The following is a 19,098-nucleotide window of genomic DNA, read 5'->3' as shown; positions in this document are numbered from 1 at the left end:
CCGCAGAAGCCACCCCGTCCGGACCAGGACGTCCCATGCGTTGGCACCACAGGTTTACAGGAGCGAGGAACATCATGAGCAGCGAAACTGCCGTCAACGAAGGCACAGCAGCCCAGGCCGGTACCGCCGGCAGCTCCCAGCCGGTTGGTGCGGCCCGGCGCCGGGGACCTTTCCGGGAGGGTGAACGAGTCCAGCTCACCGACGAGCGCGGGCGGATGAACACCATCACCCTCGAGCGCGGGGGAGCGTTCCATACCCACCGGGGCTTCCTCAACCACGACGACATCATCGGCAAGGTGGACGGTTCGGTGGTGGTCAACAACGTTGGCCAGCAGTACCAGACCCTCCGCCCGCTGCTCTCCGACTTCGTGCTCTCCATGCCGCGGGGCGCCGCCGTCGTTTACCCCAAGGATGCCGGCCAGATCGTTACCATGGCCGATATTTTCCCGGGGGCACGCGTTGTGGAAGCGGGCGTGGGATCCGGTGCGCTCTCCATCTCACTGCTCCGCGCCGTGGGCGACCAGGGCTACCTGCACTCGTTCGAACGGCGCCAGGAGTTTGCGGACATCGCCCGCGGCAACGTGGAAACCATTTTCGGCGGGCCGCACCCCGCGTGGCAGGTCTCGCTGGGCGACTTCCAGGAGGAAGTCGTCCGCAGCGAAGCCCCCGGCTCGGTGGACCGCGTGGTCCTGGACATGCTGGCACCGTGGGAATGCCTCGATGCCGTTGCCACCGTGCTGGCTCCCGGCGGTGTCTGGATCAACTACGTTGCCACGGTCACGCAGCTCTCCCGCACGGCGGAGGCCATCCGCGCGGACGGACGGTTCACCGAGCCCGACGCCTGGGAATCGATGGTCCGCGGCTGGCACCTCGAAGGCCTCGCGGTCCGCCCCGACCACCGGATGGTGGCCCACACCGGCTTCCTCCTCGTGACCCGCCGGCTCGCCGACGGCGTCACCGGCATCTCCGTCAAGCGCCGTCCCTCCAAGACCGAGTTCAACGAAGAGGACGTCAACGCGTGGACGCCGGGCGCGGTGGGGGAGCGGCTGGTGTCCGACAAGAAGCTGCGCCGCGCCGCCCGTGATGCGATCGCCGGCACCAACGTGAAGGAAGGCCCGGAGGTCACGAACTAGTCCACATTTCGGGAGTGTCCGTCCCCATCCGCCTTCTTGGGACTAATGTCTTAATAGAAGCGCAGGAAGGGGCTGATACAAATGGAGACTCCAAACCAGGATTCCGGGCGTACACCGGCAGAGCAGTCTGCCGCCAATGACCTCTCGGTTGCCGACCGCCAGGTCAACATCCTCCGGGACAAGCTCAGGCACATCGACCGCCAGTTGGCTGCCGCAACGCAGAACAACACCAAGCTGGTCAACATGCTTGAAGCCGCGAAGGCTGAGATCCTCCGGCTGAAGAACGCGTTGGACCAGGAAGGACAGCCGCCGTACAGCTTTGGCACCATCCTCCAGCTGAACCCGAAACGGCTTCCAACCCAGGGCAGCAGCGGCCAGGCGGCCACCGAGGAATCGGCGGACATCTTCAACGCAGGCCGGAAGATGCGGGTCGGGCTCAGCCCGCTGGTCAACATCAGCCAGCTCGCGGTGGGCCAGGAGGTCCTGCTGAACGAGGCGCTCCTCATTGTTGCCGGCCTCGGCTACGAGCGTGCCGGTGAGCTCGCGACGCTGAAGGAGATGCTCGGAGCCGACCGCGCGCTGGTGGTGGGCCGCGCGGATGAGGAGCGGGTGGTCCGGTTGTCTGGCGCCCTCCTGTCGGAAAAGCTGCGGGTGGGCGATGCGCTTTCCATTGACTCGCGCACCGGGTATGCCCTGGAAAAGGTGCCGCGTTCCGAGGTTGAAAACCTGGTGCTGGAGGAAGTCCCGGATATCACCTATGAGGACATCGGCGGTTTGGGGCCGCAGATTGAACAGATCCGCGATGCCGTTGAGCTTCCCTTCCTGCATCCGGACCTTTACCGCGAACACGGGCTCAAGGCACCCAAGGGCATCCTGCTCTACGGTCCTCCCGGCTGCGGTAAGACCCTCATCGCCAAGGCTGTGGCCAACTCCCTGGCCGCCCGCGCCGCGGAACGCTCCGGCAACATCGACCTGAAGAGCTACTTCCTTAACATCAAGGGCCCCGAACTTTTGGACAAGTACGTGGGCGAGACGGAGCGGCACATCCGGCTGATCTTCTCCCGTGCCCGTGAAAAGGCGTCGGACGGCAGCCCGGTGGTGGTGTTCTTCGACGAGATGGATTCGCTGTTCCGTACCCGCGGCACCGGTATCTCCTCCGACGTCGAAACAACCATCGTGCCCCAGCTCCTGAGCGAGATCGACGGCGTGGAGCGGCTGGACAACGTCATTGTCATCGGCGCGTCCAACCGCGAGGACATGATCGACCCCGCAATCCTTCGGCCCGGCCGCCTGGACGTCAAGGTCAAGATCCATCGCCCGGACGCCGAAGCAGCGGCGGACATCTTCAACAAGTACATCACCACGGACCTGCCGTTCCACGAGTCGGACCTGGCGGAACACGACGGCGACGTCCAGGCCACGGTGGACGCCATGGTGCAGCGCACGGTGGAAGCGATGTACTCCACGGACAAGTCGAACGAATTCCTGGAAGTCACGTATGCCAACGGCGATACCGAGATGCTGTACTTCAAGGACTTCAACTCCGGCGCCGTGGTCCAGAACGTCGTGGACCGGGCAAAGAAGTACGCCATTAAGGACCTCCTGACCACGCACCAGAAGGGGCTCCGGATCGAGCACCTGCTGCGGGCAGTGGTGGACGAATTCCGTGAACATGAGGACATGCCAAACACCACCAATCCCGACGACTGGGCCAGGATCTCCGGCAAGAAGGGCGAACGGATCACCTACATCCGCACCATCGTCCAGGGCAAGGCCGGCCAGGAACCCGGCAAGTCGATCGAAACCATGCCCACTACGGGACAGTATCTATGACGGCTGCACCGGAGCCCGCCGCCGGGGGAGCGCTCCCGGCAGGCGGGGCGATGCGGGTTATGGGCGCGGAAACCGAGTACGGCATCCATGCCCCCTCCGCCCCCTCCGCCAACGCAACCATGATGAGCGCCCGGGTGGTTCAGGCCTACGCCCAGGTCACGCGTCAGCGCGCCGCCGGCGGTGCCGAAACCCGCTGGGACTATACGGACGAAGAGCCGCTGCATGACGCGCGGGGCTGGACCGTTGACCGTGCATCCGCCCATCCCAGCCAGCTGACGGACCAGCCGCCCGTGCTGGACGCCGAAGCGGTGGCCCTGGCCTACGGCCGCGAGGAGCTCGAGCTCGACGGACAGGACGAATCAGGCACGCTCCTGATGAACATGGTGCTCGGCAACGGTGCACGGCTGTACGTCGACCATGCGCATCCCGAGTATTCCAGTCCGGAAGTCACGAATCCCCGGGATGCCGTGATCTGGGACGCCGCCGGCGACCTCGTTGCCCTGGCGGCGGTACGGCGGCTGGCGGCCGATCCCGACCTCCCGCCCGTGAACCTTTACAAGAACAACACGGACAACAAGTCAGTCTCCTACGGCTCCCATGAGAATTACCTCATGCCCCGGTCGGTTCCCTTCGGGGACATCGTGCGGGGGCTGACGCCGTTCTTCGTGACCCGCCAGATCTTTTGCGGGGCCGGCCGGCTGGGCATTGGACAGGACAGCTCCACTCCCGGCTTCCAGATCAGCCAGCGCGCCGACTTTTTCGAGGCTGAAGTGGGGCTGGAAACGACCATCCGCAGGCCCATCATCAATACCCGGGACGAGCCCCACGCCACGGCCGACAAGTACCGCCGCCTGCACGTCATCATCGGCGACGCCAACCTCAGCCAGGTCTCCAACTACCTCAAGTTCGGGACCACGGCCATGGTCCTTAGCCTGATTGAGGCGGGCCTGGCACCAAAGGTGGAGGTCCATGAGCCGGTCCAGGCCCTGCAGACGGTCAGCCATGACACGTCGCTGACGGCCATGCTCCGCCTGGTCGACGGCCGCAGGGTGACGGCATTGGACCTGCAGTGGATGTACCACGAGGCTGCGGCAAAGCTCGCTCAGGACACCGGCGTCGGTGATGCGGTGGACGGTGACGGGCACACCCATGATGTCCTGGACCGCTGGGCAACCGTCCTCACCCAGCTGGACAGCAACCGGGCAGCAGCAACCAGTTCGGTTGAATGGCTCGCCAAGCTTTCCCTCCTGGACGGGTATCGCCAGCGCGACGGCCTGGAGTGGAACGATGCCCGCCTGGGCCTCGTAGACCTGCAGTGGGCCGACATCCGGCCGGAAAAGGGCCTGTACTACAGGTTCCTTGCACGGAACAGGATGCAAAGAATCATCGACGACGGCGCTATCGCCGCCGCCGTGGGTGAACCCCCGGCTGATACCCGCGCGTTCTTCCGCGGCAAGTGCATCAGCAGCTTCGGCAAGGACGTGGTGGGGGCCAGCTGGGACTCGGTCATCTTTGACGTGCCCGGTTACGGGCGGCTTCAGCGGGTGCCCACCAGGGAGCCATTGAGGGGAACCAAAGCGCTCACCGGTCCGTTGTTCGAACGCTATCGGGAAGCGGGTCCCTTCCTGGGCGAGCTCCTGGGACATAACACCGCTCCGCCTGCGGCGTAAACCGCGCAGGAAGGCCGCTACCGTGGCAGGATGGGGATATTGGAGGATCCGCCGGATCCGCTGACCCACAAGGGAGGGATAACGATGGCAGGCCAGGAGCAGCAGCAGCCGCAATCACGCGACAGCCAGGTCGACGAAGACATTCCTGAGGCGCCGCCCGCACCGCCCGAAGCCCAGGCTTCGGCATCAACGGAAGGGGTGGATGATCTCCTCGACGAAATCGACGGCGTCCTCGAATCCAATGCCGAAGAGTTCGTCCGGGCATTCGTCCAAAAAGGCGGCCAGTAACCGGACCGGCACGCGGCGGAAGCCCCGGACGGCCGGAATCTGTACGAACGTTGAAGTTCTACTTTCGTTGGAGTTCTACTTTCAAGGAGTGCATGAGTGCAGGAATCAACCGCCAACCAGGTAGCCGCCAACGCCACCTCGTCCTTTACCGAACATCTGCAGCGGGACCGGCCTGAACTTTTGGCGTTCAACCGGTCCCCCCAGGGCGGCGCGTCCGCGGCCGCCCCGCTGCAGGTTCCGCACGCCACCACAATCGTTGCCATGAGCTACGGGGGCGGCGTGCTGATGGCGGGTGACCGGCGTGCGACCATGGGCAATGTGATTGCCAGCAGGCACATCGAGAAGGTGTTTCCCGCGGACCGGTTCTCGGTCCTGGGCATCGCGGGAACCGCCGGCATTGCCATCGACCTGACGCGGTTGTTCCAGGTTGAACTCGAACACTACGAAAAAATCGAGGGCACGCTCCTCAGCCTGGAAGGCAAAGCCAACAGGCTGGGGGCCATGATCCGCGGCAACCTCCCGCTCGCCCTGCAGGGCCTGGCGGTCGTTCCGCTATTCGCCGGTTTCGACACCAGTGCAGGTGTGGGCAGGCTCTTCTCCTATGACGTGACCGGTGGACGGTATGAGGAACACGAGCACCACAGCGTAGGGTCAGGCTCAGTCTTTGCCCGCGGAGCCCTGAAGAAACTGTGGCGGCCCAACCTGACCGCGGCCGAGGCACTGGCCGTTGCTGTGGAGTCCCTGTACGACGCCGCCGACGACGACTCCGCGACCGGTGGTCCGGACACCGTCCGGAAGCTGTGGCCCGTGGTCTACACGGTGGACAGCTCCGGCGCCCGCCGGATTGACGAGGCAGAACTCGCGGCAGCCGCAAGGAGCGTCATCGAAGCCCGTACCGTCGCCGGACGGGAGGCCTGAGATGACCCAGCAGTTTTATGTATCGCCTGAACAGCTGATGAAGGACCGTGCGGACTTCGCACGGAAAGGCATCGCCCGCGGCAGGTCCGTAGTGGTGATCAGCTGCGCCGACGGCATCGCGCTCGTGGCAGAAAACCCCTCGCCGTCACTGCACAAGATCGGTGAGATCTACGATAAAATCGCCTTCGCCGCCGTCGGAAAATACAACGAGTTTGAAAGCCTTCGCCAAGCGGGCGTCCGGTACGCGGATGTCCGCGGATACTCCTACGACCGTGAGGACGTGACGGCACGGGGCCTTGCCAGCGTCTACGCGCAGAGCCTGGGCGCCGTTTTCACCGCCGAGCAGAAACCGTTTGAGGTGGAACTTGCGGTAGCCGAGGTAGGCCCCACCCAGGCAGAGGACCACCTCTACCGGCTGACCTTCGACGGCTCCATCGCTGACGAACACAGCTTCGTGGTCATGGGCGGCCAGGCCGACAAAGTTTCCTCTGCCATCGAAGGCGGCTGGCGGAGCACACTGAGCTTCTCCGAAGCGGTGCGGCTGGCCCTGACCGGCCTGGCACCGGCACCCGAATCGGAAGAACAGGCCAAGGCACTGCCGGCGAGGGCGCTGGAGGTTGCAGTTCTGGACAGGATGTCCGAGAGCTCGCGCGGGTCCCGGCGCGCCTTCCGCCGGCTGAATGACGCGGACATCACTGCACTGCTGGCCTAGGAGGAGAACATGGACAAGCGGATCTTCGGTATCGAAACCGAATTCGGCATCTCGTACTCGAGCCCCGATTCGCGGCCCCTTGCCCCGGAAGAGGTGGCACGCTACCTCTTCCGCAAGGTGGTCAGCTGGGGACGCTCGTCCAATGTGTTCCTGACCAACGGCTCCCGGCTTTACCTGGACGTGGGCTCGCATCCCGAATATGCCACGGCAGAGTGTGACGACCTCGCACAGCTGATTGCCCACGACCGGGCAGGGGAGCTGATCCTTGACGACCTCGTGGACGAGGCGCAGGCCCGCCTGGCTGCCGAAGGTTTCAACGGAACGGTCTACTTGTTCAAGAACAACACGGACTCCGCCGGGAACTCCTACGGCAGCCATGAAAACTACCTCATCCCGCGCCGCGGCGAATTTTCCCGGTTAGCGGAGATCCTGATCCCGTTCCTTGTCACCCGCCAGCTGATCGCCGGTGCGGGCAAGATCCTGAAGACCCCGCACGGGGCAACGTACGCCTTCTCCCAGCGTGCAGACCACATTTGGGAGGGCGTTTCCTCGGCCACCACCCGTTCACGGCCCATCATCAATACCCGCGACGAGCCGCACGCGGACGCCGAGTTCTACCGCCGGCTGCATGTCATCGTGGGTGACTCCAACATGTCCGAGGCCACCGCCCTGATGAAGGTGGGAACGGTGGACCTGGTCCTGCGGATGATCGAGGCCGGGGTCATCATGCGTGACATGCGGATGGAAAACCCCATCCGCAGCATCCGCGAAATCTCACACGACCTCAGCGGCAGGGCTCTGGTCCGTCTGGCCAACGGGCGCCAGCTCACGGCACTGGAGATCCAGCAGGAGTACCTGACCAAGGTCACGGCGTTCGTCCAGGAGCACGGCGCGCACAACCCGCACGTTCCGCTGATCCTTGACCTGTGGGAACGGACGCTGAAAGCGATTGAGACCGGCGATTCACGGAGTATCGACACCGAGATCGACTGGGCCATCAAAAAGAAGCTGATGGACAACTACCGCGAACGCCACGGCTTGGGACTGGACTCGCCGCGGATCGCGCAGCTGGACCTTACCTACCACGACATCTCCCGTGCGCGCGGCCTCTTCTACCTCCTGCAGTCCCGCGGCGCCGTCCGGCGGATCGTCGACGACACCGTGATCAAGGACGCCGTCGACGCTCCGCCGCAGACCACACGCGCCAAGCTCCGCGGCGACTTTGTCCGCCGGGCGCAGGAGCTGGGCCGTGACTACACCGTGGACTGGGTGCACCTGAAGCTCAACGACAGGGCCCACCAGACCATCCTGTGCAAGGATCCCTTCCGCAGCGTGGACGAGCGGGTGGATGCATTGCTCGACTCTATGGGCTGACTCCCAGCTTCAGGGGCTATTCTGAATAAGGCCCTTTTACCGGGACCTGCCGCGTTTGCTGCCGCGCCCCGCGGAGCGTCGCATCCATCCTGCCCCGACGAAAGTTCTTTACGTGCGCCGACTACTAGCAATCCTTCTTCCCGGTCTGCTGCTGCTTACCGCGTGCGGCGGTCCCGCCGAGCCGGAACCCACCAGCCAGTCCGCCGGGGAGACTGCCAAGTTCGATTCCCTTAAACTGACCGACAACGGGGACAAGAAAGCTCCTGGGGTTGAATTCACCAAGCCGCTCGAAGTCGCCGAGCCCACCGTCAAGGTGATCACCGAAGGCACCGGGGAAAGGATGAAGGCCAACCAGATTGCCAACATCTCAGTTCTCGCCCTTAATGGCACCGACGGATCCACCCTTGAGGACACGTTCCCGAATGAGCCGGAGCCCCTTGAGCTCAACGAGGAACTGAAGACCGGCAGCGAACTGATCTACAACGCCTTCGTTGGTGCGAAGGTGGGCTCCAGCCTCGCCCTCGCAGTACCCGGACAGGCTGCAGCCGCCGGAGCCGAAGCCCAGCCCACGCAACTCCTGGTCATCAAAGTGCTGTCGGCCACCGACGTGACGCCGCCGCTGGAGAAGCCCGAAGGCGAGACTGTCACCCCGCCTGCCGGACTTCCCACCGTCACGGAAAAGGACGGCAAGCCGGAGATCAACGTGGAAGGCGTTGCCGCGCCCACGGCCCTGGTGTCCCAGGACCTCATCAAGGGCAACGGCGCGGTGGTCAAGGAAACCGACACCCTTACCGTCAACTACGTCGGCGTCACCCTGGTGGGCGGCACCAAGTTCGACTCAAGCTTTGACCGCGGCGAACCTGCAAGCTTCCCGCTTACCGGCGTCATCAAGGGATGGACGCAGGGCCTGGCGGGCAAGACCGTAGGCTCCCGCGTCCTGCTGGTCATCCCCAAGGACCTGGCTTACGGCGACGCCGGCCAGGGCGAAGCCAAGGGTGACTTGGTGTTCGTGGTGGACATCCTCGGTGCCAAGTAACAAGACTTACAACCAGACCGCGGCTTCCGCGGTAATCAACACAGCCCCACACAAAGGAGTAGCCATGTCATTTGGTCAGCGCCAGTTCGACCGCCAGAAGCCCGAGATCGATTTCCCGGAAGGCGACGTCCCCACCGAACTGGTCATCACCGACCTCATTGAGGGCGACGGCCGGGAAGCCAAGGCCGGCGACACCGTGTCCACCCACTACGTCGGCGTGGCCTGGTCCACCGGCGAAGAATTCGACGCCTCCTGGAACCGCGGGGCACCCCTGGACTTCCGCGTCGGCGTCGGCCAGGTCATCCAGGGCTGGGACCAGGGCCTGCTGGGCATGAAGGTGGGCGGCCGCCGCCGGCTGGAGATCCCCTCCGAGCTGGCGTACGGCTCCCGCGGCGCCGGCGGCGCCATCAAGCCGAACGAGGCCCTGATCTTCGTGGTGGACCTGGTCGGCATCCGCTGATCCGGGTGCCGGCCGCAGTGCAGCAGTAACGGCATCCCGGTTCCACCAGCGAAAGCGCGGCAACATCCGGACAGTAGTCCGGATGTTGCCGCGCTTTTCTGCGTTCCGCCGGGAGTTTAGTAACGTAACCAGAGTGTCCGCATCCCGCACAGAACGACTCCTCAACCTGCTGATCGCGCTCCTGAACACGCGGTACGGCCTCCGCCGCAGCGAACTGCGGGACAAGGTCTATCACGATACCTCAGGCAACGATGTCGCCTTCGGCCGGATGTTCGAACGCGACAAGAATGACCTGCGCCAGTTCGGCTTCGATGTGGAAACGCTGACGGAGCGGGGCTGGAGCGAGGACGACCCCGCCACCACCCGCTACCGGATCGGCAAGGAATCGAACCGGCTTCCGGACGTGCAGCTGGACCCGGAAGAGTGGACCGTCCTTCTTCTGGCTTCGCAGCTGTGGGAACGTGCCGCCCTCGGCTCAGCCGCCAAGAGCGCCCTTCGCAAGCTCCAGGCGTCGGGGCGGATGTCCGAGGTGGAACTGCCTGCCGGACTCCAGCCCCGTATCAAGCCCGCAGGGCAGGCATTTGATGACCTGGTCAACGCCATGCACGCCGGGCACCCCGTGACGTTCCGGTACCTGGCCGGAAGCACGGGCAAGGAAGAGCAGCGGACTGTCGAACCCTGGGGCCTCGGCAGCAGGTTCGGGCAGTGGTACCTTGTGGGCTTTGACCGGGCCCGGCAGGCGCCCCGGCACTTCCGGTTGTCACGCCTGACCGGCGCAGTCATCATCCTGGAACGGGAACGTTACTCACCTCCTGCGGACTTCGACGTCCGGAAGGAACTTGACCGCCTGCCGGAACTGCCGCTGCGCACCGCCGTCGTCGATGTCAGGGAAGGACGCTTGCTCGCCCTCCGCCGCCGGGCGCTGGAAAGTGTCCCGGCCGCCCCTGCGGCGGCCCGGCCAGGCTACGATCGGCTGGCCATCCAGTTCCGGGATCCGGAGGTCCTGGCCGAGGAACTGGCTTCCTACGGGCCCGACGCCGTGGCGGCCGCACCGGAGGAGCTTGCAGCCGCAGTGGGCCGCAGGCTTCGTGCGGCAGCGGACTTCAGCGCCTCGCCGGTGCCTGAGTACTCTTTCCCGCCCGTCCGCCCGCGGACGGCCCGGCCCCGGACTTCGGAGGACCAGCTCAAGCGGATGCTTCAGCTGGTGCCCTTCCTGGTGCATAACCAGGGCCTGCACATCCAGGAGGTCGCCAGCCGCTTCGGGGTAACCCGCAAGGAGCTTGAGGACGACCTCCGGATCCTCATCTGCTCAGGCCTGCCCGAGGGCTACCCGGACGACCTCCTGGACATCCAGTGGGAAAACGACCATGTCTTCATTACCCAGGACCTGGACTTCAAGAGACCCGTGCGGTTCACGGTGGACGAGGCATGCGCCCTGCTGACAGGCCTGGAAACCCTCAACGGACTGCCAGGCATCGCCGAGGGCGGCACACTCGAATCGGTAACCCTCAAACTGCTGGCAGCGGCAGGGCAGGAAGGGCTGCGCGCGGCATCGCTCGCCGGGCCCCGGATCGGGCCTGCGGACGCCGCCACCCACTCCGTCGTCCGCCAGGCCATCGAGAGCCGGGAGCAGCTGCACCTGACCTACCTGTCTCCGCAACGGGACAAGGTGACCGAACGGGACGTTGATCCAATACGGCTTTATTCACTGGACAATACCTGGTACTTTGAGGCCTACTGCCACCTTGTCCAAGGGCTGCGGAATTTCCGCCTTGACCGGATCGAGGACGTCCGTCCGAACGGCCGGCTGGCGTCGGTGGACATCACTCCGGGGACAGGGGTCCCGGTCAAGCTGTTCACACCGAACGACGACGACACTACGGTTATCCTCCAGCTCACCCGGCAGGGGAGGGGACTGGCGGACGACTACTACGCGGAGCGGACGGCGGAACTTCCCGACGGCGGTCTGGTGGCCGAGGTCCGGTTCGGCAACACCGCCTGGCTGCCGATGTTCGTTGCCCAGCACGGGGGCGCCGCCCGCATCATCGCACCGGCTGAAGTGGCCGGAGCGGCGCAGGACTGGCTGGACGCATCACTGGCAAGCTACGGCGGATAGACTTCTCAGCATGCCTTGGTGGTCCTGGATCCTTTTGTGGGTGGCGCTGGTTGCCGTCTCCCTGTTGTTCTATGCCCTTTTGGGTATCCGTCTTTTCCGGAAGTTCATGGCAACGGTCAAGGACCTGGGCGCAGCCGGCGAGAAACTGGGCAGGCTGGGTCCGCTTCCGGAACCCGCAGAAACTGCCGCGGCTGCCGGCCCGGCGGCGGGCTCTGCTGTTTTTGCCTCACCCGCAGACATGCGACATGATTACGAGGCATCCACATCAGCACGGCGGGAAGATCGCCGCCGCAGGAGGGTCCAGCGCAAGGCGGACCGGGGCCAGCCACAGGCGCTCGGGGATCTCGACTTCACATAGAAGTAGGATGTATTTAGAGGAAAGGATTTCCCATGGGAAGACTCTTTGATGGCCCCTGGCCCATCGTCATTATCATCGTTGTCGCTTTGCTTCTCTTCGCCGCGCCCAAGCTTCCGGCCATGGCACGCAGCCTCGGACAGTCCATGCGGATCATCAAGTCCGAGGTCAAGGAGATGAAGAATGACGGCAAAACCGATACCACCGACGCTTCCGGTCCGGTGGAGGGCACCATCGTGAACCACCCCAAGGCGAAGCCCGGTGAGCCGACAGACGGCACGGACGTTCCGCCGTCGAACCGCGCCTGACCCCCAGTGGCACTGTCGCGGGCCCGTAAAGCCAACCCCGAGGGGCGGATGTCCCTCTGGGACCACCTCAAGGAACTCAAGAACCGGCTGATCAAGTCGGCGATTGGTGTCGTCATCGGCGGCGTCGGGGGCTGGATACTTTACGATCCGCTGCTGAAGGCGCTGGCCGACCCCGTCAACCGGATTTCCCAGCAGACCGGGGGACTTTCGGCTATCAACTTCGGGACGATTGCCTCGCCCTTCGACTTCAAGCTCCAGATGTCGCTCTTGATCGGGGCCGTCATTTCCAGCCCCATCTGGATCTACCAGCTCTGGGCGTTCATAACCCCGGGCCTGACGTCCAAGGAGCGCCGGTACACACTCGGCTACATGGCCGCCGCCGTCCCGCTGTTCCTCGCCGGGATCTGGGCCGGATGGCTCGTGGTACCCCAGGTGGTCCGGGCCCTGACCCAGTTCACGCCCGACGGATCTTCCAGCGTGATCGACGCACGAACGTACATCGAGTTCGTGACGCGGATGGTGCTGGTCCTGGGCATCGCGTTCCTGGTCCCCGTGGTTCTCGTGGGCGTCAACATGGCCGGCGTCATCTCCGGCCGGACCATCCTGAAGGCGTGGCGCATCACGGTGTTCCTGGTCTTCGTCCTGGCCGCCATCGCCGCTCCCGGCGCGGATGCGATTTCAATGTTCATGCTGGCGGGACCGCTGCTGGTGCTGTTCTTCGCTGCCATCGGTATCTGCCTCATGAATGACAAGCGCCGTGCCCGCCGCGAGGCCAGAAGGGCGGCCGAGACCGAGGCCGCGGCCGACATCGCCACCCCAAGCAGTGAGCTGAAGAACCTCTAAGTCCCATTAGGCTTGGTGTATGTCCTCCAACACCGGGCCGTTTCCTGATTCCGAAGAACTCTCACCGGCCGAACGGTACCGCGCCAGTGCAGAGCGCAGGGCCGAGGCCGCGACGGACCTGGGCGCGTTCATCCGCACCCTGGACTTCGAGTTGGATGACTTCCAGAAACAGGCCTGCCGGTCACTGCAGGACGGCAGGGGAGTGCTGGTCGCAGCCCCGACCGGAGCCGGCAAGACCATTGTGGGCGAGTTCGCCATCTACCTGGCGCTCCGGCGGGGCCTCAAGGCCTTTTACACCACGCCCATCAAAGCGCTGAGCAACCAGAAGTTCACCGAACTGGCCGAAAAGTACGGCGCCGGCAACGTGGGGCTCCTGACCGGCGACACCAGCATCAACGGGGACGCTCCGGTGGTGGTCATGACCACCGAGGTACTCCGCAACATGCTCTACGCCGACTCCGCCACCCTTGACGACCTGGGCTACGTGGTGATGGACGAGGTGCACTACCTGGCAGACCGCTTCCGCGGAGCCGTGTGGGAGGAAGTGATTATCCACCTCCCCAGCGAAGTGCAGGTAGTCTCCCTCAGCGCCACCGTGTCCAACGCCGAGGAGTTCGGTGCGTGGCTGGACACCGTCCGCGGCGACACAGACATCATCGTCTCCGAGCACCGGCCCGTGCCACTCTGGCAGCACGTGATGGTGGGCCGGCAGATCATGGACCTGTTCGCCGGGGAAACCACGTTCGACGAGATTGCGCCGCCTGTTGACACCGGCGATACAAAGCCGGACTCCAGGAAGGACAGCGCCGGGAGCCGGGGTTTCGACGTGAACCCGGACCTCCTGACTGTCGCGAGAAGCGAAAGCATGCAGGGCTTCCGCGCCAGGTCGGGGCCCGGCGGCCGCGGCCAGCGGGGCCGGCGCGGGATCGACCGGCCGGGCGGGGCAGGCGACCAACGGGGAGTACGCCCCGCAAGCCGCCCGCAGGTTATCGCCAGCCTTGACCGGATGGACCTGCTGCCCGCCATCACCTTCATCTTCTCCCGGGCCGGCTGTGATGCGGCCGTGGCCCAGTGCGTCGGTTCCGGGCTGTGGCTGACCACGGAGAAAGAGCAGCGGATCATCGCGCAGCGGGTTGACGAGGCAGGGCATGACATCCCGCCCGACGACCTGGACGTCCTGGGCTTCTGGACGTGGCGGGACGGCCTGATCCGTGGCTTCGCCGCCCACCATGCCGGCATGCTGCCCACGTTCAAGGAAGTGGTGGAAAAGCTTTTCGCTGACGGCCTGGTCAAAGCCGTCTTCGCCACGGAAACGCTCGCCCTCGGAGTCAACATGCCCGCCCGGTCAGTGGTGCTTGAAAAACTGGACAAGTTCAACGGTGAAGCCCATGTGGACATCACCGCTGGCGAATACACCCAGCTGACCGGCCGGGCCGGACGGCGCGGCATCGACGTCGAAGGCCACGCAGTGGTCCTGTGGCAGCCGGGGACGGATCCGACCGCCGTCGCCGGCCTGGCGTCCCGCCGCACCTACCCGTTGAACTCGAGCTTCCGGCCCACGTACAACATGAGCATCAACCTCCTTGCACAGTTCGGCAGGGCCCGGGCGAGGGAGATCCTTGAGTCATCCTTTGCCCAGTTCCAGGCGGACCGGTCGGTGGTTGGCCTGGCCCGGCAGGTGCGCAGCAGGGAAGAATCCCTAGCCGGGTACGCCAAATCGATGACCTGCCACCTGGGCGACTTTACCGAGTACGCGCGCCTGCGGCGGGAGCTGTCGGACGCCGAACATTCCGCCTCGCGCACCAAGTCGAGGGCACGGAAGTCGCTGAGCGAGGATTCACTGGCACGGCTGCTTCCCGGCGATGTGGTGGACGTTCCGGGCGGCAGGGCGCCGGGCCCCGCCATCGTGCTCAGCTCCGACCACAGCAGCCGCGAGCCGCGGCCGGCCGTCCTGACGCTCGACAACCAGCTCCGCAGGATCGGCTTCGATGACATCGAGGGACCTATCTCTCCCGTTACCAGGATCCGGATCCCCAAATCGTTCAACGCAAAGGTGCCCAAGTCGCGCCGGGACCTGGCCTCATCGGCCCGGAACGCGCTGCGGGAAAACCGGCCCCCTGCCCCCGGCCATAACCGCAACAACGATTTCGGCCGGGCCGCAGCCATGCCCAACCAGGAAAAGCGCATCGCGGACCTGCGGCGTGCCCTCCGCGCACATCCCTGCCACGGATGCAGCGAACGCGAAGACCACGCCCGGTGGTCGGAGCGCTGGTGGAAGCTCCGGCGCGAGACGGACGGCCTGGTCCGGCAGATCCAGGGCCGCACCAACACCATCGCCAAGACCTTCGACCGGGTCTGTGATGTCCTCTCCGCTTACGGCTACCTGGAGGATGCCGGGGAAGGCCAGCTCAACATCAGTCCGGCGGGCCAGCGGCTCCGGCGGATCTACGGCGAGAAGGATCTGCTGATTTCCCAGGCATTGCGGCTTGGCGCTTTCGACGACCTGGACGCCGCCGAGGTTGCTGCCCTTGCCAGTGCCCTGGTCTACCAGGCCAAGCGTGAGGACCGCGGGCTCCGGCCGCGGATGCCAAGCGTCTCGCTGGAAACAGCCGTGGACATCGTGGTGCGGGAGTGGTCTGCCCTGGAGGATGTGGAAGAGGAGAACAAGCTTCCGCTGACCGGCGAACCGGAACTCGGCCTCATCTGGCCTGTGTACAAATGGGCTCGCGGGCGCCACCTCCAGGATGTGCTGAGCGGTACGGACCTCGCTGCAGGCGATTTTGTGCGCTGGGTCAAGCAGGTGGTGGACCTCCTGGACCAGCTGGCCAAGATTCCTGGCCTTGATCCCCGCCTCGCCAGGCTCTGCGCCGATGCCATCTCCATGATCCGCCGCGGCGTCGTGGCCTATTCCTCCGTCCTTTAGCCTTCCCCGCCCCAGCGCCGCTTCGTCCCACCCCAGGAGCCCTCCCGCATGCCTAATTCCGGTCCCGCTGCACCGTCCCGGTCCAAAGCTGTTCTCTACCGCAACGGCTCGGTTTACACCGCCGCCGATCCTTTTGCCACCGCCATGCTTGTGGACGGGGATACCGTGGCGTGGGTGGGATCCGAGCAGGCGGCGTCGTCCATTGCGGACAGTTCCATGGACGTCATCGACCTCCGCGGCGCGCTCGTGGCACCCGGATTTGTCGACTCGCATGCCCACCTGACCGAGACCGGCCTCGCCCTGGAATCCCTGCAGCTTGCAGGAGTTGGCTCGGCGCGGGAGCTGCTGGATGCCGTTGCCAGGGCCGGCGGAGACGGGCCTGTCCTCGGGCACGGATGGGATGAAACCACCTGGGCCGATCAGGCGCTGCCCAGCGCGGAGGAACTGGACCGTGCAGCGGCTGGCCGGCCAGTCTATCTGTCCCGGGTGGACGTCCACTCCGCTTTGGTTTCAACGTCCCTTGCCCGGACAGCGGAGCTCAGCAGCCGGGACGGGTTCGACGGCGGTGCGCGCGTCACGCGTGCCGCTCATACGGCGGCGCGGCAGGCGACCCGCCGGCTGCCGCAGGAGGACCTGCGCCGGCACCAGCAGCGTGCATTGTCTGAAGCAGCGGCAAACGGCTACGTGGCCGTAGCGGAAATGGGTGCACCGCATATCGGCGGGGCGGAGGACCTCCGCATTGCGGGAGCATGGAACAATCCAGCACCCGGCAGTGCACCCGTTCCCGAAGTCCTCCCGTACTGGGGCGAACTGGCAACTTCGGAAGAGCACGCCCGCAGCCTGGTGGAACAGTTCGGCCTCGGCCTGCGCGGCCTCGCCGGTGACCTTAACATCGACGGTTCGGTGGGCTCGCGGACTGCCGCCCTTCGCTCCGGGTACACCGACGCGCCGGACGAACGGGGCACCCTTTACCTGAGCGTGGAGCAGGCCGCTGCGCATCTCGCCGCATGCTCCCTGTCCGGCATCCAGGGCGGCTTCCACATCATCGGAGACGCCGGCCTCGACGCGGCGTTGTCAGCCCTCGATCTCGCCGCGCAGCAGGTGGGGGAGCAGCGCGTGCGCGCTGCGGGCCACCGGTTCGAGCACGTGGAGATGCTGGACCGGCCGGCTGTTGAAAGGCTTGCCCGCTACTCCGTGACGGTCAGCGCCCAACCTGCCTTCGACGCCGAATGGGGCGGATCCGGTGGACTGTACGAGCAGCGGCTGGGGGAGCGCAGCGCGGGCATGAATCCTTTCGCCACCCTTTTCGCGGCAGGTGTGCCCGTGTGCTTTGGCAGCGACAGCCCGGTCACTCCGCTGCGCCCGTGGTCCAGCGTCCGGGCGTGCCTGGAACACCATAACCAGGATGAGCGGATCTCCGCCCGTGCTGCGTTCCTGGGTCACACCCGGGCCGGTTGGCGTGCCGCGCGGTACTCCAATCCGATGGCCGGACAGCTGGTGCCGGGAGCCCCTGCCAGTTTCGCCGTGTGGGAGGTGGAGGAGCTGATGGTCCAGGTGGCCGACGGGCGCGTCCAGTCATGGAGCACCGACCCGCGGGCACGCACCCCGCTGCTGCCTGCCCTGGATACAGGCAACGATCCGGTGTGCCTGCAGACGGTGCGCGCCGGCGTCGAACTGTTCACCAGCCCGGCACTGCGTTCCTGAGCCGGCAGCCCGCCGCCCTATAATGGAAAGCTGCGCCTGCCGGCGGGTTACCGGCCGGGCGCACACGACCGTCCTCCCAGGAAAGGCCCTTTGTGCGCGTCCTTACGATCATTCCCACCTACAACGAACTGGAATCGTTGCCCAAGACCCTCGAACGGCTTCGGTCGGCTGTCCCGGCGTCGGACGTGCTGGTGGTGGATGACAACAGCCCTGACGGCACCGGCAAGCTCGCGGACACTATCGCCGGCCGGGATTCCCAGGTCCACGTCCTGCACCGGAAGGGCAAGGAAGGCCTCGGCGCTGCCTACATCGCGGGGTTCAAGTGGGGCCTGGAAGCCGGCTACGACGTGCTGGTGGAGATGGACGCGGACGGCTCGCACCAGCCGGAACAGCTGCCCCAACTCCTGGAAGCCGTGGACCATGGCGCTGACCTGGCGATGGGCTCCCGCTGGGTCCCGGGCGGGCGGGTCGTGAACTGGCCCCTCTACCGCCAGGCGATTTCCCGCGTGGGCAGCACCTACGCCCGCCTCATGCTGGGCTTGAAGATCAAGGACGTCACGGGCGGCTACCGCGCCTTCCGCCGGACCACCCTCGAAAAGCTCAACCTGGACCAGGTGGACTCCGTGGGCTACGGCTTCCAGGTGGACCTCGCCTGGCGCGTGGCGCAGATGGGCCTGCGGATCGAAGAACGCCCCATCACGTTCGTGGAACGCGAACTGGGAGCTTCGAAGATGAGCGGAAACATCGTGGTGGAGGCCATGATCAACGTCACCAGGTGGGGGCTCCAGGCGCGCTGGAACAAGCTCACGGGCAAAAAGGTTCTCCATCCCTAAGGGGGACTTCCCAACAACAACTAAGGGGCCGTTCCTGCACCAGGTGCAGGAACGGCCCCTTAGTTGTAGCCGGCGTCAGGCCGAACGGCGCTCACCGCGGCGTTCGCGAAGGATGTTGAGGCGGTCCTCGAGGATCTGCTCAAGCTCGGGCAGCGAACGGCGTTCGAGCAGCATGTCCCAGTGGGTACGGACGGCCTTGTCGCTGCTGGTGTCGGGGCGTTCGCCGTCCACCAGGAGCGCTTCCTTGCCGGTCTTGGAAACCCATACCGGGGGAATTTCGGCCTCGGAGGAGAAGGTGACGAAGACCTGTTCACCGTCCTCGCAACGGTATTCGACGCGCTGGCGGGGAGCCGGCTCGACTCCGGACTCGGTCTCCATGCTCTGCGCGCCAAGGCGCATACCCCGCAGGCTGCGATCGCTCATGATTTCTCCCTCTTATCGGTTCGCGGGGCAGGACCCCGCGCCAGCCGGTGGTGATGAAGCACCCCCGGGCTACTGTGTGCACTGTGCTGCATCATAGGATTCAACGCATTGCGAAGCTGTGTTGTTCCAGCCGATTACTCATGCCGGACAAATACCCAATTATACGGGT

17 protein-coding genes are annotated in these 19,098 nt (G+C 65.5%); 16 read left to right on the top strand and 1 reads right to left on the bottom strand.

The genetic code is table 11. From position 1 onward, the window contains the following. Positions 1 to 74: 74 nt before the first annotated feature. The 16 genes from FDW83_RS01405 to FDW83_RS01330 all read left to right on the top strand — a co-directional run bounded on the left by FDW83_RS01405 (position 75) and on the right by FDW83_RS01330 (position 18,506). The gene (locus FDW83_RS01405; protein ID WP_138135825.1) at positions 75 to 1,133 is read left to right on the top strand and encodes a tRNA (adenine-N1)-methyltransferase; all 1,059 of its coding nucleotides are present in this window, start codon (positions 75 to 77) and stop codon (positions 1,131 to 1,133) included. 81 nt (positions 1,134 to 1,214) lie between these two features. Next, positions 1,215 to 2,966 (top strand): proteasome ATPase, encoded by a 1,752-nt coding sequence (gene arc, locus FDW83_RS01400; protein WP_138135824.1) that lies wholly within the window; start codon positions 1,215 to 1,217, stop codon positions 2,964 to 2,966. Next, entirely contained in the window at positions 2,963 to 4,636 is a 1,674-nt protein-coding gene (gene dop / locus FDW83_RS01395; RefSeq protein WP_138135823.1) for a depupylase/deamidase Dop, read from the top strand. The genes arc and dop overlap by 4 nt, the downstream gene beginning before the upstream one ends. Before the next feature lie 84 nt (positions 4,637 to 4,720). After that, complete coding sequence (locus FDW83_RS01390; protein WP_015937113.1) at positions 4,721 to 4,924, top strand: ubiquitin-like protein Pup; 204 nt, start codon at positions 4,721 to 4,723, stop codon at positions 4,922 to 4,924. Between the two features lie 96 nt (positions 4,925 to 5,020). After that, the gene (prcB, locus tag FDW83_RS01385) at positions 5,021 to 5,842 is read left to right on the top strand and encodes a proteasome subunit beta (protein WP_138135822.1); all 822 of its coding nucleotides are present in this window, start codon (positions 5,021 to 5,023) and stop codon (positions 5,840 to 5,842) included. Position 5,843: 1 nt separating this feature from the next. Next, positions 5,844 to 6,554 carry a proteasome subunit alpha gene (gene prcA / locus FDW83_RS01380; RefSeq protein ID WP_138135821.1) on the top strand — a complete coding sequence of 237 codons (711 nt, stop codon included), beginning with the start codon at positions 5,844 to 5,846 and terminating at the stop codon, positions 6,552 to 6,554. A gap of 9 nt (positions 6,555 to 6,563) precedes the next feature. Further along, positions 6,564 to 7,928 carry a Pup--protein ligase gene (gene pafA / locus FDW83_RS01375; RefSeq protein WP_138135820.1) on the top strand — a complete coding sequence of 455 codons (1,365 nt, stop codon included), beginning with the start codon at positions 6,564 to 6,566 and terminating at the stop codon, positions 7,926 to 7,928. A gap of 112 nt (positions 7,929 to 8,040) precedes the next feature. Beyond that, complete coding sequence (locus FDW83_RS01370; protein ID WP_138135819.1) at positions 8,041 to 8,964, top strand: FKBP-type peptidyl-prolyl cis-trans isomerase; 924 nt, start codon at positions 8,041 to 8,043, stop codon at positions 8,962 to 8,964. A gap of 64 nt (positions 8,965 to 9,028) precedes the next feature. Further along, positions 9,029 to 9,424, top strand: a complete 396-nt coding sequence (locus FDW83_RS01365) for an FKBP-type peptidyl-prolyl cis-trans isomerase (protein ID WP_138135818.1) — start codon at positions 9,029 to 9,031, stop codon at positions 9,422 to 9,424. A 133-nt stretch (positions 9,425 to 9,557) separates the two neighbouring features. Next, a complete protein-coding gene (locus FDW83_RS01360; protein ID WP_171027405.1) occupies positions 9,558 to 11,540 on the top strand; it encodes a YafY family protein in 1,983 nt (660 codons plus the stop codon). Positions 11,541 to 11,550: 10 nt separating this feature from the next. Beyond that, entirely contained in the window at positions 11,551 to 11,898 is a 348-nt protein-coding gene (locus tag FDW83_RS01355; RefSeq protein WP_138135817.1) for a hypothetical protein, read from the top strand. Positions 11,899 to 11,930: 32 nt separating this feature from the next. After that, positions 11,931 to 12,203: a Sec-independent protein translocase subunit TatA gene (tatA, locus tag FDW83_RS01350; RefSeq protein ID WP_009358592.1), complete on the top strand. Its 273-nt coding sequence runs from the start codon at positions 11,931 to 11,933 to the stop codon at positions 12,201 to 12,203. Between the two features lie 48 nt (positions 12,204 to 12,251). Further along, positions 12,252 to 13,046: a twin-arginine translocase subunit TatC gene (gene tatC, locus FDW83_RS01345; RefSeq protein WP_138136100.1), complete on the top strand. Its 795-nt coding sequence runs from the start codon at positions 12,252 to 12,254 to the stop codon at positions 13,044 to 13,046. Between the two features lie 19 nt (positions 13,047 to 13,065). Then, positions 13,066 to 15,969 (top strand): RNA helicase, encoded by a 2,904-nt coding sequence (locus FDW83_RS01340; protein WP_138135816.1) that lies wholly within the window; start codon positions 13,066 to 13,068, stop codon positions 15,967 to 15,969. A 48-nt stretch (positions 15,970 to 16,017) separates the two neighbouring features. Beyond that, positions 16,018 to 17,673, top strand: coding sequence for an amidohydrolase (locus FDW83_RS01335; RefSeq protein ID WP_138135815.1), 1,656 nt, complete (start codon positions 16,018 to 16,020; stop codon positions 17,671 to 17,673). Positions 17,674 to 17,765: 92 nt separating this feature from the next. Continuing rightward, positions 17,766 to 18,506, top strand: a complete 741-nt coding sequence (locus tag FDW83_RS01330) for a polyprenol monophosphomannose synthase (protein ID WP_138135814.1) — start codon at positions 17,766 to 17,768, stop codon at positions 18,504 to 18,506. A 75-nt stretch (positions 18,507 to 18,581) separates the two neighbouring features. Here the strand turns inward: FDW83_RS01330 and FDW83_RS01325 are convergent, their stop codons facing one another. Next, on the bottom strand, positions 18,582 to 18,929 hold the full coding sequence (locus FDW83_RS01325; protein ID WP_138135813.1) for an RNA polymerase-binding protein RbpA: 348 nt from the start codon (positions 18,927 to 18,929) through the stop codon (positions 18,582 to 18,584). Between the last annotated feature and the right edge of the window lie 169 nt (positions 18,930 to 19,098).

The sequence above is a fragment of the Pseudarthrobacter sp. NamE2 genome (assembly GCF_005796205.1).
GTDB lineage: Bacteria > Actinomycetota > Actinomycetes > Actinomycetales > Micrococcaceae > Arthrobacter.
The sequence above is the reverse complement of the archived record's forward strand: the minus strand, read 5'-3'. Positions and strand labels throughout refer to the sequence as shown.

Bases quoted from the DNA above. Each gene is read 5' to 3' on its own strand.
- FDW83_RS01365 (WP_138135818.1), top strand. From the start codon at position 9,029: ATGTCATTTGGTCAGCGCCAGTTCGACCGCCAGAAGCCCGAGATCGAT.
- FDW83_RS01390 (WP_015937113.1), top strand. From the start codon at position 4,721: ATGGCAGGCCAGGAGCAGCAGCAGCCGCAATCACGCGACAGCCAGGTC.
- tatA (WP_009358592.1), top strand. From the start codon at position 11,931: ATGGGAAGACTCTTTGATGGCCCCTGGCCCATCGTCATTATCATCGTT.
- arc (WP_138135824.1), top strand. From the start codon at position 1,215: ATGGAGACTCCAAACCAGGATTCCGGGCGTACACCGGCAGAGCAGTCT.
- prcA (WP_138135821.1), top strand. From the start codon at position 5,844: ATGACCCAGCAGTTTTATGTATCGCCTGAACAGCTGATGAAGGACCGT.
- pafA (WP_138135820.1), top strand. From the start codon at position 6,564: ATGGACAAGCGGATCTTCGGTATCGAAACCGAATTCGGCATCTCGTAC.
- FDW83_RS01355 (WP_138135817.1), top strand. From the start codon at position 11,551: ATGCCTTGGTGGTCCTGGATCCTTTTGTGGGTGGCGCTGGTTGCCGTC.
- FDW83_RS01325 (WP_138135813.1), bottom strand. From the start codon at position 18,929: ATGAGCGATCGCAGCCTGCGGGGTATGCGCCTTGGCGCGCAGAGCATG.
- FDW83_RS01340 (WP_138135816.1), top strand. From the start codon at position 13,066: ATGTCCTCCAACACCGGGCCGTTTCCTGATTCCGAAGAACTCTCACCG.
- FDW83_RS01405 (WP_138135825.1), top strand. From the start codon at position 75: ATGAGCAGCGAAACTGCCGTCAACGAAGGCACAGCAGCCCAGGCCGGT.
- tatC (WP_138136100.1), top strand. From the start codon at position 12,252: ATGTCCCTCTGGGACCACCTCAAGGAACTCAAGAACCGGCTGATCAAG.
- FDW83_RS01335 (WP_138135815.1), top strand. From the start codon at position 16,018: ATGCCTAATTCCGGTCCCGCTGCACCGTCCCGGTCCAAAGCTGTTCTC.
- dop (WP_138135823.1), top strand. From the start codon at position 2,963: ATGACGGCTGCACCGGAGCCCGCCGCCGGGGGAGCGCTCCCGGCAGGC.